This window comes from Mesorhizobium sp. CA5, assembly GCF_020165105.1.
In the GTDB taxonomy this organism is placed as follows: domain Bacteria; phylum Pseudomonadota; class Alphaproteobacteria; order Rhizobiales; family Rhizobiaceae; genus Mesorhizobium.
In genome coordinates, this window is the sequence record NZ_JAIUHJ010000013.1 from 41,702 (window position 1) to 59,294 (window position 17,593).

A 17,593-nucleotide genomic window follows, 5' to 3' on the forward strand; every position below is an offset into this window, starting at 1 on the left:
TACGGTTAGATTATTTTTTATTGACGGATCAATCAATAAAAAATCGACGTGGGATCAACCTTTCATTTCGATCTGGCCCATGCCTGGGCTGGAAAACGGTTCATTATTGAACAATATTGAATCACGTGCCGCGCGCGATCGTGCTAGGCTGCGGCGCAAATGGAGGCTGCCATGACCGCATGCATCGTCGGCTGGGCGCATTCGCGCTTCGGCAAGCTCGAAGGCGAGACGCTGGAGGGCCTGATCACCAAGGTCGCCATCGAAGCGCTCGACCACGCCGGCATCGGCCCGGACGATGTCGACGAGATCGTGCTTGGCCATTTCAACGCCGGCTTCTCGCCGCAGGATTTCACCGCGAGCCTCGTGCTCCAGGCCGATGACCGGCTGCGCTTCAAGCCGGCGACGCGCGTCGAGAACGCCTGCGCCACTGGCTCCGCGGCCGTCCGGCAAGGCATCCGCGCCATCGACGCCAACGCCGCCCGTGTCGTGCTGGTGGTCGGCGCCGAGCAGATGACGACCACGCCCGGACCCGATATCGGCAAGAACCTGCTCAAGGCCTCCTATCTGCCGGAAGATGGCGACACGCCGGCAGGCTTTGCCGGCGTCTTCGGCAAGATCGCGCAGGCCTATTTCCAGCGCTATGGCGACCAATCGGACGCGCTTGCCATGATCGCCGCCAAGAACCACAAGAATGGCGTCGACAATCCCTACGCCCAGATGCGCAAGGATTTCGGCTACGAGTTCTGCCGCCAGGAAAGCGAGAAGAACCCGTTCGTCGCCGGTCCGCTGAAGCGCACCGATTGCTCGCTGGTCTCCGACGGCGCCGCGGCGCTCGTTCTCACCGACACGGCGACGGCGCTGAGGATGCGCCGCGCCGTAACTTTCCGCGCCAACGAACATGTCCAGGATTTCCTGCCGATGTCGAAGCGCGACATCCTCTCCTTCGAGGGTTGCGAGCGCGCCTGGGAGCAGGCACTGAAAAAGGCCGGCGTCACGCTCACCGACCTCTCCTTCGTCGAGACGCATGACTGCTTCACCATCGCCGAGCTGATCGAATACGAAGCGATGGGGCTCGCCAAGCCAGGCGAGGGCGCCAGGCTGGCGCTGGATGGCACGACCGCAAAGGACGGTCGGCTGCCGGTCAACCCGTCCGGCGGCCTGAAGGCCAAGGGCCACCCGATCGGCGCTACCGGTGTCTCGATGCATGTGCTGACAGCCATGCAGCTCACCGGCGAAGCCGGCGGCATCCAGGTGCCGGGCGCGAAACTCGGCGGCATCTTCAACATGGGTGGCGCGGCGGTCGCCAACTACGTTTCCATCCTCGACCGGATCAGGTAGAAGCGGCCCGCATCAAAGCGCGCCCTCCTTAGGGCGGCGCGTGCGGGAGGCAACATGACAAATCCGGTTCTGGTCGAAGTCACGCGCGGCGAGGTGGTCGAAAGCGCCCACCGCGGCGCGGTCTCCGTCTTCGACGCCGACGGCAAGGCCGTCTGGGAGATCGGCGATACGGACCGCCCGGTGTTCCCGCGCTCGGCGGTGAAAGCAATCCAGGCATTGCCGCTGGTCGAATCGGGTGCCGCCGATGCCTACGGCTTCGGCAACCGCGAGCTGGCGCTGGCCTGCGCCTCGCATTCGGGCGAGCCGGCCCATGTCGAATTGGCCAACGCGATGCTCGCCAGGGCAGGCCTCGACAGGACGGCGCTGGAATGCGGTGCGCACTGGCCCTCGAGCCACGACGCCACCATCGCGCTCGCTCGCGCCGGCAACGTGCCGAACGCCTTGCACAACAACTGCTCCGGCAAGCATTCCGGTTTCCTCTGCACCTGCGTGCATGCCGGCATTTCCCACGCCGGCTATGTCAAAGCCGGCCATGCGCTGCAGGAGATGGTGCGCGACGCCATGCAGTCCGTGACCGGCGCGGCGCATGACGTCGACCATTGCGGTATCGACGGCTGCTCGATCCCGACCTACGCCGTGCCGTTGAAGAATTTTGCTCAGGGCTTTGCCCGTATGGCGACGGGCAGGGGCCTTGCGCCCGCGCGCGCCAAGGCGGCGAAGCGGCTGCTTTCGGCCTGCATGGCCGAGCCGTTCCTGGTCGCGGGCACCGGCAGGGCCGACGTCGCGCTGATGCAGGCAGCACCCGGTCGCATCTTCGTCAAGACCGGCGCCGAAGGCGTCTATTGCGCGACATTGCCCGAACTTGGCCTCGGCATTGCCTTGAAATGCGATGACGGCGCGGGCAGGGGGGCCGAAGTGATGATCGCCGCAGTACTGGCGAAGTTGCTCCGCGACGATGAGGCGGTTGCGGCAAGGCTTACCGAACTCGCCCATCCCGCAATCGAAAGCCGCAAAGGTGCGAAGGTCGGCTTGCTGCGGCCGACGACGGCGCTCAACTAGCCGTCTTCAGCGACAGCACCAAAGTCATCGGATTTTTTGGGGAAGCCTGGAAGCCATAGCGCTCATAAAACGTCTTGGCTTCATCCGATATGGCATGAACCAGGAGACCGCGAATGCCGAGAATCGCTGCCGCTTGGCCCGTCCGCAGCACCGCGTCCTGCAGCAGAGCAACACCCAGACCCTTGCCTTGCCAGTTCGCATCGACAGCCAAACGGCCAAGCACAGCCATGGGTACGGGATCGGGCATATTGCGCCGGATCGAACCGGGCGCATCCGCCAGGTCAAGTCCGCCCGATGAAAGGCAGTAGTAACCGACGACGCGCGTACCTTCCGCAATCACATAGGTTCTGGACGCACCGCCGACTTGATTGGCGCGCGCACGCCGTCGAAGCCATTGATCCAGGCTGTCGGTCCCGCTTTGAAAAAGGTCGAGTTCATGCGTATCGGCTAAAAGGGCTGGAGCCGAAAGCATCAGTCCCGCCAAGGTTTGGGCGCATTCATCAGGCGGGCGAATCCCTCGCCGCTCGGCGGCTGGTCGAGGATATCGAGATAGTGCCGATAGCTCTCGGCATCGACCTTGACGAGCGTCTGGTCGAGCAGCGTGTCTTCGGCTGCGCGGTAGGCAGCGTCGATCATGAAGTCGGATCGGGTCTTCCCGCGGATCTTCGCGGCGCGGTCGATCAGGATGCGGACATCCTCGCGGATGCGCAGATTGACGGGCTTGGCGTGGGTATCTTGATTTTTGGTAGCCATGGCAAATCCTTTCGTTACCGGTTTAGCATTTTTGCATACACAATGTGTATCTAATTCTGAAATTGCCAATTTTCCTCGCTGGCGACCTGGACGGCGCCGGTTCTACGCAAAACCGAACAGCAGCGAGTTCATGTTTCTGCTAGTCTCCCTCACCACCAATCGGATGCTGGGCGCTGGCTATGCTGGAAGCGGACAAGGTATTTGCCGGGTCGATCCCGGAAAATTACGATCGTCATATGGTGCCGTTGATTTTCGAGGGCTATGCCGCGGAGGCCGCGCAACGGGCGGCATCCTTCTCACCCTTGGCCATTTTGGAAACCGCCGCGGGCACCGGAGCCGTCACCCGTGCCTTGGCGCCGAAACTCTCTCCTGGTGCCAGCTACACCGTAACCGACCTCAACCAGCCGATGCTCGATTATGCGGCTTCGCGCCAGGGGCCTGACAGCCGCATTACCTGGCGCCAGGCGGATGCCCTGAAGCTGCCTTTCGAGGATGCGGCCTTCGACCTCGTCTGTTGTCAGTTCGGCGCCATGTTCTTTCCCGACCGTTCCGCTGCCTATCGCGAGGCAAAGCGGGTGCTGAAGCCCGGCGGACATTTCCTCTTCAGCGTCTGGGATCGCATCGAGGAGAATATATTCGCCGATGACGTGACGAATGCTCTCGCCAGGATATTTCCGCATGATCCGCCGCGCTTCCTGGCGCGCACGCCGCATGGCTATCACGACAAGGACCTGATCCGCAGCGACCTCGAAGCCGCGGGATTCTCTGATGTGACGATCGACACCAGGGCCGAGCAGAGCCGCGCATCCTCGCCACGCGTTCCCGCCATCGCCTACTGTCAGGGCACCGTGCTTCGCAATGAGATCGAGGCCAGGGAGGCCGGAAGATTGGAGTCGGCAACTGACTACGCCGAAGCCGCAATAGCCGACAGACATGGTAGCGGCGAAATTGCCGCCAAGATCCAGGCGCATATCATCGTGGCCGTGGCCTAACTCACCTTGTTGCGCTCCACGGTGAGATGCGCGTAGCCCGTATCGGTTGACTGCGTGAGGTCCCCGGTCATTGGATCGGCCCAGCGCTGGCCGACAATGGCGCCGTTTTTCGCGCCGTCGATGACATTGTCCGAGATAACGGCGCTGCCGGAACCTTCGACCACCGAAACGACGATGCCGGTGCCCGCCTTGCGGACGATGTTGCCTGTCGCCACGACATTGCGCAGATAAGGACCCCAGCCGAGCTGCATGCCATAGAGCGGCGCGTTCTCGACGACGTTGCCGGACACCGTCGTGTCGGCCTCGGCGCTGATGCCGACGCCGAAGCCGGGCGGGTCAGCGGTGTAGGGGCCGATGGTCGAGAGGTTGCGCACGATATTGTTCGAGCAGACGGCCATCCGCCCGCCTTCGTTGAAATTGACGATCGAGATGCCGTTGGCGGCGCCGTCGACCAGATTGTTGCTGATGATTGCGCCTTCGAAGGAGAATTCCGAATAGATCCCGGTTTCGCCCGAGCGCGAGCAGGTGTTGCCGGTGATCTGCAAATTGCTTGAGCTGTTGGCGCGGACCGCGGTGAAAGCACAGTCGGAGACGACGTTGCCGGAGATGATGACGTTGTCGGCGCGGAAGGCATTGATGCCGTTGCCGTTCTGCCCGGTGCCGCCGCTGCGCGCGCCGATCCTCTGCACGCGGTTGCAGCTGACGATGGTGCCGTCTTCCGCAGCCTGCCAGCGATGCACCAGTATGCCGCCATTAGCGCAGTCCGAAATGTTATTGCCCGAAATCTCCAGCCCGCCGGCCTCGACTGAATAGATGCCGGCATCTGCAGCACCCGAAATATCCGAGCGACCGACGCGACCGACGGCATGCTCGAGCGCCAGCCCGTTCTTGCCGCTGCCGGTCACCTGGCAATTGTCGATGACGAGATGGGCGACACGGCGCAGGTCGAGCAGCCCCTGCGTGTAGTCGGCTAGCCAGCGGTTGGCGCCGTCGAGCACCAGCCCGCTGAGCTCGATATGCTGGGCTTGTTCGGCCATCATCAGATGGCCGTTGCCGCCATAGACGATGCGAGTCGCGCCTGGCACACCCGACAGGCGCACGCGCGCGGGCAGCTTCAGGTTTGAGACGAGATAGCTGCCCGGCGGCAGGAATACCGGCTGGTCGCGGTCGCTGGCCTCGGCCAGCATCCTGGCAAAAACCTTGCTCTGGTCGTCGACCGCGCCCGGCTGCACGCCGATCTCCGTGGCGTTGATCGAGCCGCGCATCGCGGCCATCTCGATGCCCGGCAGCGACTTGGCCGATGCCTTGCCGGCAAAGACGCCGGCAACGGCGAAGCCGGCGGTCCGGGCAAGCAGCGTTCGTCTGTTCAACATCGGCACAGGTCCTGGCGTTTCGCCCTGTCTGTCGCAGGAATCGTGCCAAGGCGGGCTCATCGGCAAACCGCTTGTGCAGTCGCCTCGCCAAGCCTAAGTTCACCGCATGAGCAGAGCTTTCACGCGCGAAGAAGACAGCGAAAACGCCATTGCCGGCGTCGGCGAACGTCCGGTCAGCACGCACCGCAACCTGGTGACGGAGCGCGGCCTGGCGATGATCGAGGACAATCTCGCCGAGCTGCGCGACCTGATGGCCAAGGCTGAAAGGCGTGGCGACCGCGAGCGCCTCGCTGTCGTATCGCGCGACCTGCGCTACTGGACCGCGCGACGCGAAAGCGCGGAGCTTTCGGTGCCGGAGCCGGGCAGCGATGTGGTGCGCTTCGGCATGGGCGTCACCCTGGAAGGCGATGACGGCAGGAAGGTGCATTGGCGCATCGTCGGCGAGGACGAGGCCAATCCGTCGAAGGGCAGCATTTCCCATGTCTCGCCGATGGCCGTGGCTCTATTCGGCAAGAAGATCGGCGAGGTCGTGACCGTCAACGGCAAGGAATGGGAAATCGTCAAGCTCTCGGACAAGGTCGAGAACTAGCAGCCAAGCCTAATTGCCAGCTGCTGTAACAACCCAGCTTCGTATTTGTCCACGACATCGCGAGCAGCGTTCATTTCCCGTTTGTAGTTGTCGTGGCGGATTGGCCTTAGAATGACGCCGTCGTCGGTTTCGGCGATCTGGAGCTCATCGCCGACCTTGGAGGCTCAAGCTGTCAAGCATTTCGCGTGGCAGTAGCAAGGCCCCCGATCCGTCCTCAAGCCTCTGGACGACTGTCAGAACATCATCGCGCCATGGTTGCATCTATTTCCATAGAACAGCCTTTTGGCCAAATCAGCAGCCCTCGCTAGTCGACCAGCAACCGATCCATCAGCCGGTTGGCCGCTTCCGGGATGACGGTTCCCGGCGGGAAGATCTCCGCCGCGCCCGCCGCCAGCACCGCGTCGTAGTCTTGCGGCGGGATGACGCCGCCGGCGACGATCAGCATGTCGCCATGGCCGAGCTTTTTCAGCGCGTCCTTGAGCTCGGGGATCAGCGTCAGGTGCCCGGCGGCTAAGGAGGAGGCGCCGATGATGTCGACGTCGTGCTGCACCGCGAGCTTCGCGATCTCGTCCGGCGTCTGAAACATCGGCCCGACGGTCACGTCGAAGCCCAGATCGGCGAACGCGCTGGCGATCACCTTCTGGCCGCGGTCGTGCCCGTCTTGGCCCATCTTGGCGACCAGGATGCGCGGCTTGCCGCCGGATTTCTTTTCGAACGCTTCGATCTTCTCCTGCAGCCGCTCAAGCCCCGGGTTGTCGCCGAGCGCCTCGCGATAGACGCCGGAGATCGTCTGCACCGCCGCCGTGTGGCGGCCGAATACCTTTTCCAGCGCCAGCGAAATCTCGCCGACGGTAGCGTTGGCGCGCGCCGCGCGGATCGCGAATTCGAGCAGGTTCTCGTCGCCCTCGGCGGCACGGGTCAGCGCCGCCAGCGCATCCTCCAGCGCCGCGACGTCGCGTGTGCCTTTCAGCCGCTGCAGCTTCGCCAATTGCCTGGCCTTCACCTCGGCATTATCGATCTTCAGCACATCGACCTCGATATCCGCGTCAGGCCGGTGCGCGTTGACACCGACCAGAATTTGCTCGCCGGAATCGATTCGCGCCTGTGTTCGCGCCGCGGCTTCTTCGATGCGCAGCTTCGGAATGCCCTTTTCGATCGCCGCCGCCATGCCGCCGAGGCTTTCCACCTCCTCGATATGGGCGAGCGCGCGCTCCGCCAGATCATGCGTCAGCCGCTCGACATAGGCCGAGCCGCCCCAAGGATCGATCATGCGCGTGGTGCCGGATTCCTTCTGCAGGATGAGCTGCGTGTTGCGGGCGATCCGCGCCGAGTGGTCGGTCGGCAGCGCCATCGCCTCGTCGAAGGAATTGGTGTGCAGCGATTGCGTATGCCCCTGCGTCGCCGCCATCGCCTCGATCATCGTGCGGGTGATGTTGTTGTAGGGGTCCTGCGCCGTCAGCGACCAGCCCGAGGTCTGGCAATGGGTGCGCAGCGACAGCGAGCGCTCGTCCTTCGGCGCAAAATTCTTCTTCATCAGGTTCGACCACAGCAGCCTTGCGGCCCTGAGCTTGGCGACCTCCATGAAGAAGTTCATGCCGATCGCCCAGAAGAAGGACAGGCGCGGCGCGAAACGGTCGATGTCGAGGCCGGCGGCGACGCCGGCGCGGGCATATTCGATGCCGTCGGCGATGGTGTAGGCAAGCTCCAGATCGGCCGTCGCGCCGGCTTCCTGCATATGGTAGCCGGAGATCGAGATCGAGTTGAACTTCGGCATATGCCTGGAGGTGTAGGCGAAGATGTCCGACACGATCCGCATCGAAGGTTTCGGCGGATAGATGTAGGTGTTGCGGACCATGAACTCCTTCAGAATGTCGTTCTGAATGGTCCCGGCGAGATCGTTCTGGGCGACGCCCTGTTCCTCCGCCGCCACGATGTACAGCGCCATGATCGGCAGCACAGCGCCATTCATCGTCATCGACACCGTCATCTCGTTGAGCGGAATGCCGTCGAACAGCTGCCGCATGTCGAGGATGGAATCGATCGCCACGCCCGCCATGCCGACATCGCCGGCGACGCGCGGATGGTCGCTGTCATAGCCGCGATGCGTGGCGAGATCGAAGGCGACCGACAAGCCTTTCTGGCCGGCCGCAAGGTTGCGCCGGTAGAAGGCGTTGGATTCCTCGGCCGTCGAGAAGCCGGCATATTGACGGATCGTCCAGGGCTGCTGGACATACATGGTGGGGTAGGGGCCGCGCACGAAGGGCGGCAGGCCTGGATAGGTGTCGAGATTGGCAAGCCCCTTGAGGTCGCCTTCCGTGTAGAGATGTTTTACGGCGATGCCTTCCGGCGTCATCCGCTGGCCCTTGATCTCGACCGGCGCGCGACGCGGCTCCGACCAGCCGATCTGGCTGAAATCCGGGATCATGATCCGGCTCCGATCGACTGATCGATGCGCACCGGAAACAGCGGCTCGCAGGTCGCCACGCCTTCGGTCAGGGCTGGACGCCGTTCCCGCGGCAGCGTCTCGACCGGACGCTCCGCCGGCGCGCGGTAAAGCGTCGTGCCGACAATGCCGCGCTCGCCCGATCGGTAGGCGCCGTTGCGCTTGGCGGCGGCCGTCTGCACTCTGTTCTGGATATAGCCCTGCTGCAGGCTGGCGAGCACGCCGCCCTCGGCCTCGATGCGCTGGAATTCTTCCCAGGCCGCGGCGCAGAGATCGTTGGTCAGCGCCTCGACCGAACCGGAGCCGCAGGCCGGATCGGCGACACGGCCGATATGGCTCTCCTCGGACATGATGAGCTGCGCGTTGCGGGCGACGCGGCGGGCAAAGCCGGCCGGCAGCCCATGCGTGATGGTGTGCGGCAGGATCGAGATCGAATCTGCGCCGCCGGTTGCCGCCGCAAAGGCCGCGATCGCCGTGCGCAAGATGTTGGTCTCCGGGTCGGCCATCGTCATCATGCGATACGAGGTCTCGGCATGTATGCTGGCGGTCGAGGCCGGGATAGAGCAGGCTTCCTGGACGCGCGCCCAGAGCTTGCGCAATGCCCGCACCTTGGCCATCGACAGGAACTGGTCCTGGTCCACGCTGAGCGCGAAGCCGATATAGGGCGCCGCATAGACCAGCGGCTGGCGCGCCTTCTCGAACATTCTGAGATAGGACACGACCGATGCCATCATCGTGCCGAGCTCCTGCGCCTCGGTGGCGCCGGCATTGTGGAAGACGCGGCCGTCGGCCTCGAGCAGCACGCCCGGCACGCCCATCGAGAAGAAATGCGCCAGCGACTGCGGCATCGATTCCTGCAGCGCCTCGATCGAGGTGCGCAGCCGCCCGGTTCCGGCGAAGATCGCTGCCGGGTCGATGCCGAAGGAAAGGTTGAGCTTGGCCGGATCGGAGCGGCGGCGGCTCAGGAAAGCCAGCAGCCAGTCGGCCACGGCGCGACTCCAGGGGTGCGCGTCGATGCGCACCTGAACGCGGTTGAGCGGCACGCCGTCGAGCACCCTTTCCAGCGCCTCCGCGGTGCGCGGCAAGCCGTAGCCGAAGGCATTCGGCGCACCCTCGAAGACAAGCGACAGGCCGGTGGCGCCTTGGGCGATGTCTTCCAGGGCTTGCGCGCTGGCCCGGGCGACATCCGGGTCGTCGACGCGCTGACTGACGATCCAAGGCGCGGTCGGATTTGTGCGCGGCAACGGCTCGGCGGTCGTCGAGCGTTGGCTGAGCGGCTCGATGCGGATGCCGTCATCGGTGTGGGAGACGAGCTTTTCCTCGAAGGAACCGCCGGCAAGGGCCTTTTCCGCCAGCGCCAGCCAACGCTTGGCGTCCGGGTTCAGAAGGTCGACATCCCTGGTCAAGGCGCCGGCGCCCATCGCTCTCCTCGCTTCTTGGCCGCATCAGCCGGTCCAACCAATCTAAGGTCAGGAACCGGATATCACAATGCGCCATCCGGCCGGTTCTCGCGGCCAGGCAATCGATTGCCAAACATGCGCAAAATCCGCAAGCGCCAAAGGCCAAATTCGATGCACCCCAAAACGATACCGGGCATTGCCGCATGCGATTGGCGTTACTATACGTCGGGTGAGGCTTTGAGCGAAACAGATTGCGGAGACCGGATATGGTTGACGAGACCAGCATCTTCATCGGCGCCAGCCGCAAGCCCGACGATTCCTATCAGCGCGCCGAAGAGCTGCTGCTGCGCTACGGCAACCGCCACGGCCTCGTCACCGGGGCCACGGGCACTGGCAAGACCGTCAGCCTGCAGGTCCTGGCCGAGGGCTTTTCCAACGCCGGCGTGCCTGTCTTCTGCGCCGATATCAAGGGCGACCTTTCCGGCATATCCATGATGGGCGAGGCCAAGGATTTCCTGGTCAAGCGCGCCGAGCAGGTGAAGCTCGATCCTTATCAATTCCAGGAATTCCCTGTCATCTTCTGGGACCTGTTCGGCGAGCAGGGCCATCCGATCCGCGCTACCATTTCGGAGATGGGGCCGCTGCTTTTGTCGCGGCTGATGAACCTCACGGAAGCGCAGGAGGGCGTCATGAACATCGCCTTCCGCATCGCCGACGAAGAGGGTCTTCTCCTGCTCGATTTGAAGGACCTGCAGGCGCTGCTCGCCAACATCGCCGAGCGCGCCGACGAACTCAGCGCGCGCTACGGCAATGTCACCAAGCCTTCGGTCGGCGCCATCCAGCGCACGCTGCTCGTGCTGGAGAGCCAAGGCGCAGCGAACTTCTTCGGCGAGCCGGCGCTGCGCATTGCCGACATCATGCGCACCACGCGCGACGGCCGCGGCGCGATCAGCGTTCTGGCCGCCGACAAGCTAATGATGAATCCCAGGCTCTACGCCACCTTCCTGCTCTGGTTGATGTCGGAGCTGTTCGAGGAGTTGCCAGAGGTCGGCGATCTCGACCGGCCGAAGCTGGTGTTCTTCTTCGACGAGGCGCATCTTTTGTTCGAGGATGCGCCGAAGGTGCTGATCGACCGCGTCGAGCAGGTGGTGCGGCTGATCCGCTCCAAGGGCGTCGGCGTCTATTTCGTCACCCAGAACCCGCTGGACATTCCGGAAAAGGTGCTGGCCCAGCTCGGCAACCGCGTCCAGCATGCGCTGCGCGCCTATACGCCGCGCGAGCAGCAGGCGGTGCGCACCGCTGCCGAGACTTTCCGGCCCAATCCCGATTTCGACTGCGCCACCGCCATCACCCAGCTTGCCACCGGCGAGGCGCTGGTCTCGATGCTGGAGGACAAGGGCGTGCCGGCCATGGTCCAGCGCACGCTGATCCGGCCGCCGTCATCGCGGCTCGGCCCGATCACGCCCGAAGAGCGCCGCAAGATCATCGCCGAGAGCCCGGTCGCCGGCCAGTATGACGAGACCGTCGATCGCGAATCGGCCTTCGAAATGCTGCAGAAAAAGGCCAAGGAGGCGCAGGACGCCGAGGCCCAGGCACAGCAGCAGAACCGCGGCGGTTCGCGCTGGACCATTCCGGGCTTCGATGATGTCCTTGGGACAGGCAACCGGCGGTCCTCAAACCGCCAGACCGTTGCCGAAGCCGCCATCAAGTCGGTGGTGCGCTCGGTCGGCTCGTCCGTCGGCCGCGCCATCGTGCGCGGGATTTTGGGCAGCCTGGCGAGAGGCCGCTGAAGCGGAGAGGCGGTACCGCGCTCGGCGCGACGCGAATCATGCATCGCAACCTTTGATACCGGGTGAGATCCGCTTGCCGTCGCGCGAATCCGTCACGGAAATGCGCCCCCCTGAGAGCCGTCCTCGTTACCTAGCGACGATCAAATCTTACTCGTCGACGGATGAGCCCCATCCGTGGCAGCTAAAACTTTTCGCAAGGGAACTTTTCCCAACGGAACCGCAATTTCATGAAATACCGGACGCGCCAAATCATGGCCTTTGACGTGCTGTTGCCGGGGGGCAAACTGGATGGCGCCGACAGCACGTGCGATCACGAATCATTGTGGCCAGGGAACCGAAAGCGCCCGCTAAGGTTGGGCCAAGACTGCGGAGGGCTGAGCACCAGGAGTCCAAGTTGCGGCGCGATGACGATCTGCAAGCTTGGTATTCGGAAATTCCTCCTGAAAGGCGGCCGCTGCTGAACGCGAAAGGTGGGCTGTCGCTCGGCCACGCTCGCCTCGTGGCGCAATTCCTGAGCGAAAACTTTTCGCGCAAGCTTTCGCTCGCCGAGATGGCCGCTGTGTGCGGGCTGTCGCCTTACCATTTCGCCCGTGCTTTCTCCAAGACGTTCGGCGTGACGCCGCATCAATATGTTCTTGCCCTTCGCCTTGACTTTGCCGAGAAGCTGCTGGCCGACAGGCGCATGTCGATCACGGACATCGCCTATCTGAGCGGCTTCTCGAGCCAGAGCCATCTCACCACCACGATGAAGAAATACCGCGACGTGACGCCAATGCAGGTGCGAGAGAGGCTGGTTCAATCGGGGGCCGGCAGGCAGGGCTAATTCCCGCGCAGTTATCTATGGATCGGCTTATAAAAGGTATTACTAAAGTAATTTTGCGTTAACCCATGGAAGACCTACGGTATATTTTCAGATAAACAGCAATTTGTTGGAATACGAGCCCCGGAAAACCTGTCTTTCTGCAGCAAATCCGGTATTCGGATTCTAAGCTGGCCGAGGGGACATGAGCGACGACACGGCGGTTCGCCGGAGCCTTTCCGAGGAGATCGGTTACTGGCTGGAGTCGGCATCGAGGACGCTTGAGAAGCGCTATGGAGATGGCGTGCCCCTGGCCAAGCAGGACATGCTGCTGGCCCATTATCTCTACGGCCTCACGACCGTCGTTCACGCGCATGACGCGCCTGCCGTCCATCTGGCGGCGGTGCGGTCCTATCTCGAGCGGCTGATCCCGCCGGAGCGGGTTGCCGCGGCGCTTCAGGCTGTGCCCGAGGCGGGTGACGCCTGGCTTGAAAACACGCTCGATCGCGTCGAGGCGATCGGGGAAAAACAGGGCCACGCGCTGCTCGCGCGCGGCGCCGATGTGATCGTCCCATTTTCGAGCAGACACGCTTTGGCGGCAGGGTCGGCGGAACCTGCCGTTATCGAGCGCGACCCACCAAAGGAGGCATTCTCGCAATGAACTTCAGGCAAGAACGTATCAGTCAGCGCGGGCCGGCCCGATTTGCTGGAAACTGGGTCTCCGGCGCTCCCGAGAGCCGTTCGCTGCGCCGCCGCCTGATGGCGACGCTGCGCAACGCGCATCGCGTGCTCGGCATGCGACGCAAGGGATGTGGGCTCGGCAAACTCGGCGTCGGCGCAAGCCTTGGGTATATTGCATCGGCCGCCGCTTTGTTCCTGTTCGCGGCGCCGGCGCAAGCGCAATATGCCGCTGGCGGCGGGTCCGCGACCGCTCCCGAGACCATAGCGATCGGAAATGGCTCAACCGCCAGCCTCAACTGGGCCATAGCGCTCGGCTTCCAGGCTCAATCAACAGCGCAATACTCTGTCGCTATCGGCCGAACCGCGTCGGCCACCGGCCCTGGCGGCGCGGTGGCGCTGGGCTCCGGCACAATCTCGAACAACGTCAATACGGTAGCGATCGGCGTCAGCTCCAGTGCAACCGCCGCGGGTGCCAGCGCCCTGGGAACCTTCTCCGTTGCTTCGGGTGGCAACGCCACAGCCGTCGGCGTCAGTTCCTTGGCCAGCGGCGCCACCTCCTTTGCCGGCGGCTGGGGGACCCAAGCCACCGGGCTGCGCAGTACCGCGATTGGCAATTCATCTGTTGCGTCGGGAATAGATGCCTTTGCTCAAGGTACTTCCGCCACCGCAAGCAACCAGAATGCCATCGCAATCGGCTTCCAGTCGGTCGCTACACAGATCAACTCCATCAATATCGGCGGGCGCACTCTTGCGGGAGCGGGCGCTACTGCGCAGGGCGCCATCGCTCTTGGCACCGATGTGACGGCGTCTCAGCAAAACACCGTTGCCATAGGCATACTGACCAAGGCAACGGGAACGAGCGCCACGGCGATGGGTAACACGGCCAGCGCCTGGGGCAACCAGTCTATTGCGCTCGGCTTGGGGGCACAGGCAGGCCTTCAGGCCAACACGGCTTTGCCCAACAGCATCGCGATCGGCACCAATTCGCGCTCCTCCGGCGCTTTCGCCGTTGCGATGGGCACTACTTCAATTGCGAGCGGCTCCGCCAGCACTGCCGTAGGCAACACCGCCGTTGCCAGCGGCGCAAACGCCTCCTCATTCGGGTCTGGATCGAGCGCGGCAGGAGACAATTCTCTCGCTGCCGGCGTCAGCGCCAGCGCTGGTGGGATCGGCAGCACCGCACTCGGCGTCGGAGCCAATGCGACGGGAGCGGAATCCGCTTCGATTGGTGCCGCCTCCAAAGCCACCGGTGCCCGCGCGTTCGCGGGTGGCCGTTCGTCCACTGCCGGCGGTGACGATTCCATCGCCATCGGCACGTCGGCCGTCTCGACAGCGGCAGGCTCTACGGCAGTTGGAGCGGGCGCCGTGGCACAGGACGTAAACGCGGTCGCCATGGGCACCGCCGCCAGCGCGATCACCGCCGATTCTGTCGCGATCGGCACGGGCGCGGTGGCCGACGGCGGCAAGGCGGTCGCCATCGGTTACGGCAACGAAGCCTATGGTGACGGTGCGGTCGCCATCGGCGATCCAAGCTATGCCAGCGGTACCGGCGCCTTCACCGGCGGCGCCAACAACATCGCCAACAGCGACGGCACGGCCAGCGCCACCGCCGCAAATCAGGCCGCCGGCGCGGTGGCGATCGGCAACAACAATAAGGCGATCGGGCAAGGCTCCGTGGCGCTGGGCAATGGCTCCACCGCTGGCGCCGCCGGTCTCGCCGGCAATGTCGCGCTGGGCAATGGCGCGACTGCGGCGGCGAGTTCCGGCGACGTCGCCCTGGGCTCCGGCTCGGTGACCGTCGCTGCAGTCGGCACCAGCGGCACGACGATCGGCACCACGACCTACGCCTTCGCCGGCACGACGCCGACCTCGACCGTCAGCATCGGCGCTCCAGGCGCGGAGCGGACCCTCACCAATCTCGCCGCGGGCCGGCTCAGCAACGCCTCGACCGACGCCATCAACGGTTCGCAGCTTTTCGCCACCAATCAGCAGGTGACGCAGAACACGACCGATATCGCCAACATCGGGAATACGATCACCAACATCAACACCGGTGCCGGCATCAAGTATTTCCATGCCAATTCGACGCTGCCCGACTCCCAGGCTCTGGGGACGGATTCGGTCGCGATCGGCCCCAATGCCGTGGCCAACAACGCCGGCGATGTGGCAATCGGCCTGAACTCCGTATCCGGCGCCACGACGGTGGTCGGCGGCACAACGATAGGCGGTGTGAACTACGCCTTCGCCGGCGGAACTCCAGCGGGCGCATTCTCGGTCGGCTCCGTGGGCGCGGAGCGCCAGATCCAGAACGTCGCGGCCGGGCGGTTGAGCAACTCCTCGACCGACGCGGTCAATGGCTCGCAGCTGTTCGCGACCAATCAGCAGGTGACGCAGAACACCACTGACATCGCCGCCAACACCGCCGACATCACCACTCTCGGCAACACGATCAACAACATCAACACCGGCGGCGGCATCAAGTACTTCCACGCCAATTCGACGCTTGCCGATTCCCAGGCTCTGGGGACGGATTCGGTCGCGATTGGCCCGAATGCCGTCGCCACCAACACCGGCGACGTGTCGATCGGCCTGAATTCCGTTACCGGCGCCACGACCAATGTCGGCGGCACGACGATCGGCGGCGTCAACTACACCTTCGCCGGCGGAACCCCGGCGGGCGCGTTCTCGGTCGGTTCGGTGGGCGCGGAGCGCCAAATCCAGAACGTCGCGGCAGGGCGGTTAAGCAACTCCTCGACCGATGCGGTCAACGGCTCGCAGCTCTTCGCGACCAACCAGCAGGTGACGCAGAACACCACCGATATCGCCGCCAACACCGCCGACATCACCACGCTCGGCAACACGATCAACAATTTTGCCGGCGACACCTCGACTGCATACACGGACGCCAATGGCGACGGCATCCGCTATGTGCGCACCAATGACACCACGCTGCCGGTCACCGACGCCTTCGCGCAAGGGGTTGGCTCCTCGGCGCTCGGCTATCAGGCGACCGCATCCGCCGCCAATTCCCTGGCCCTCGGCCGCGGCACCGCGGTCACCATCGCCGACGGCGTGGCGCTGGGCTCCGGCTCGGTTTCGGATCGCGCGGTCGCGCCCGCGTCGGGATCGATCCTCTCCGGCACCGGCCTCATTCCCTACAACACCGCGGATATGAGCCTGCTCGGCGCCGTCTCGGTGGGTACATCCACCGCTTATCGCCAGATCATCAACGTGGCCGACGGCACGCAGGACCAGGACGCGGTCACGCTTCGCCAGCTGAAGGGCGCGCTGAGCTCCTTCGCTGTGACGGGGACCATGTACTTCCACGCCAATTCGAGCGCCCCGGACTCGCTGGCTGTCGGCGCCGAGTCGGTCGCGATCGGCCCGCGCACCACCGTCAACGGGGACAACGGCATTGGCATGGGCAACGGCGCCATCGTCCAGCAGACGGCACCGGGCGGCATCGCGATCGGCCAGAACGCGACCTCCAATCAGGCCGACAGCATCGCCTTCGGCACCAACTCGACCGCGAACGGCGCCCAGTCCATGGCGCTCGGCGCCGGCGCCACGGCCAATGAGCCGGGCAGCGTCGCGCTCGGCGCCGGCTCGACGACCGCCGCGGCCGTCGCCACCACCGGCACGACAATCAACGGCGTCAATTACACCTTCGCCGGAACCGCTCCGACGAGCACGGTTAGCGTCGGCAGCGTCGGCAACGAGCGCACCGTCACCAACGTGGCGGCGGGGCGGATCAGTGCCTCCTCCACCGACGCCATCAACGGCAGCCAGCTCTACGCGACCAACCAGGCTGTCGAAGCAGTGCAGGGAAGTGTCGGCAATCTGAATGAGTTCGCCGTCCAGTATGACAAGAACCCGGACGGCACCAAGTCCAATTCGCTGACGCTCGTCGGCGGCGACGTGAATGCGCCTGTCGTCATCCACAATGTCGGCGCTGGCACCGCCGATACCGATGCAGTCAACGTGCTGCAGTTCAACAACGGGCTGGCGACAACGTTCGACAACTCCAAGGCCTATACCAACCAGGTGGCGGCAACCACGCTGCAGCAGGCCAATGCCTACACCGACTCCAAGCTCAGCCAACTCAACATGGATATGGGCGAGGCTCGGGGCGAGGCGCGGCAGGCCGCCGCGATCGGCCTTGCGGCCGCCTCGCTGCGCTACGACGACCGTCCGGGCAAGTTGAGCGTGGCGGCCGGCGGCGGCTACTGGCGCGGCGAAGGCGCCGTGGCTTTCGGCGCCGGTTACACCAGCGAGGACGGCCGGGCGAGAGCGAACGTTTCGGGCACGACGGCGGGCGGGCACTGGGGTGTCGGCGCGGGTGTCAGCTTTACCCTGAACTAGAGCGTGATCACGAA

At 64.4% G+C, this 17,593-nt stretch carries 13 protein-coding genes; 8 read left to right on the plus strand and 5 right to left on the minus strand.

Translation table 11 applies throughout. The features are described 5' to 3' along the window. Positions 1–171 precede the first annotated feature (171 nt). Both LB529_RS17995 and LB529_RS18000 read left to right on the plus strand, forming a co-directional pair. A complete protein-coding gene (locus LB529_RS17995) occupies positions 172–1,338 on the plus strand; it encodes an acetyl-CoA acetyltransferase (protein ID WP_224711852.1) in 1,167 nt (388 codons plus the stop codon). A gap of 54 nt (positions 1,339–1,392) precedes the next feature. Next, positions 1,393–2,397, plus strand: coding sequence for an asparaginase (locus LB529_RS18000; RefSeq protein WP_224711853.1), 1,005 nt, complete (start codon positions 1,393–1,395; stop codon positions 2,395–2,397). Here LB529_RS18000 and LB529_RS18005 read toward each other — a convergent pair. Next, the gene (locus tag LB529_RS18005; RefSeq protein WP_224711854.1) at positions 2,390–2,869 is read right to left on the minus strand and encodes a GNAT family N-acetyltransferase; all 480 of its coding nucleotides are present in this window, start codon (positions 2,867–2,869) and stop codon (positions 2,390–2,392) included. The genes LB529_RS18000 and LB529_RS18005 overlap by 8 nt on opposite strands. Further along, complete coding sequence (locus LB529_RS18010; protein WP_140845735.1) at positions 2,869–3,150, minus strand: DUF1778 domain-containing protein; 282 nt, start codon at positions 3,148–3,150, stop codon at positions 2,869–2,871. Before LB529_RS18010 ends, LB529_RS18005 begins: the two co-directional genes overlap by 1 nt. Positions 3,151–3,329: 179 nt before the next feature. Here LB529_RS18010 and LB529_RS18015 point away from each other — a divergent pair, with 179 nt between their 5' ends. Next, a complete protein-coding gene (locus LB529_RS18015; protein ID WP_224628703.1) occupies positions 3,330–4,142 on the plus strand; it encodes a class I SAM-dependent methyltransferase in 813 nt (270 codons plus the stop codon). Here LB529_RS18015 and LB529_RS18020 read toward each other — a convergent pair. Beyond that, positions 4,139–5,515 carry a TIGR03808 family TAT-translocated repetitive protein gene (locus LB529_RS18020; protein WP_224711855.1) on the minus strand — a complete coding sequence of 459 codons (1,377 nt, stop codon included), beginning with the start codon at positions 5,513–5,515 and terminating at the stop codon, positions 4,139–4,141. The genes LB529_RS18015 and LB529_RS18020 overlap by 4 nt on opposite strands. Before the next feature lie 106 nt (positions 5,516–5,621). On the opposite strand from LB529_RS18020, the gene greA reads away from it, so the two are divergent. Next, positions 5,622–6,104, plus strand: coding sequence for a transcription elongation factor GreA (greA, locus tag LB529_RS18025; RefSeq protein ID WP_140845738.1), 483 nt, complete (start codon positions 5,622–5,624; stop codon positions 6,102–6,104). Positions 6,105–6,408: 304 nt separating this feature from the next. On the opposite strand, the gene scpA is transcribed toward greA, so the two are convergent. Together scpA and LB529_RS18035 are read right to left on the minus strand one after the other, a co-directional pair. Next, positions 6,409–8,529: a methylmalonyl-CoA mutase gene (scpA, locus tag LB529_RS18030; protein ID WP_224711856.1), complete on the minus strand. Its 2,121-nt coding sequence runs from the start codon at positions 8,527–8,529 to the stop codon at positions 6,409–6,411. Continuing rightward, on the minus strand, positions 8,526–9,968 hold the full coding sequence (locus tag LB529_RS18035) for a methylmalonyl-CoA mutase subunit beta (protein WP_224711857.1): 1,443 nt from the start codon (positions 9,966–9,968) through the stop codon (positions 8,526–8,528). Before LB529_RS18035 ends, scpA begins: the two co-directional genes overlap by 4 nt. Before the next feature lie 245 nt (positions 9,969–10,213). Between LB529_RS18035 and LB529_RS18040 the strand changes: the two genes are divergently transcribed. The 4 genes from LB529_RS18040 (at position 10,214) to LB529_RS18055 (ending at position 17,579) form a co-directional block, all read left to right on the plus strand. Continuing rightward, the gene (locus tag LB529_RS18040; protein ID WP_224711858.1) at positions 10,214–11,737 is read left to right on the plus strand and encodes a helicase HerA-like C-terminal domain-containing protein; all 1,524 of its coding nucleotides are present in this window, start codon (positions 10,214–10,216) and stop codon (positions 11,735–11,737) included. 394 nt (positions 11,738–12,131) lie between these two features. Further along, positions 12,132–12,560, plus strand: a complete 429-nt coding sequence (locus tag LB529_RS18045) for an AraC family transcriptional regulator (protein WP_224545686.1) — start codon at positions 12,132–12,134, stop codon at positions 12,558–12,560. Positions 12,561–12,741: 181 nt separating this feature from the next. After that, positions 12,742–13,197, plus strand: a complete 456-nt coding sequence (locus tag LB529_RS18050) for a hypothetical protein (RefSeq protein WP_224545685.1) — start codon at positions 12,742–12,744, stop codon at positions 13,195–13,197. Beyond that, complete coding sequence (locus LB529_RS18055; RefSeq protein WP_224711859.1) at positions 13,194–17,579, plus strand: YadA-like family protein; 4,386 nt, start codon at positions 13,194–13,196, stop codon at positions 17,577–17,579. The genes LB529_RS18050 and LB529_RS18055 overlap by 4 nt, the downstream gene beginning before the upstream one ends. Positions 17,580–17,593 lie beyond the last annotated feature (14 nt).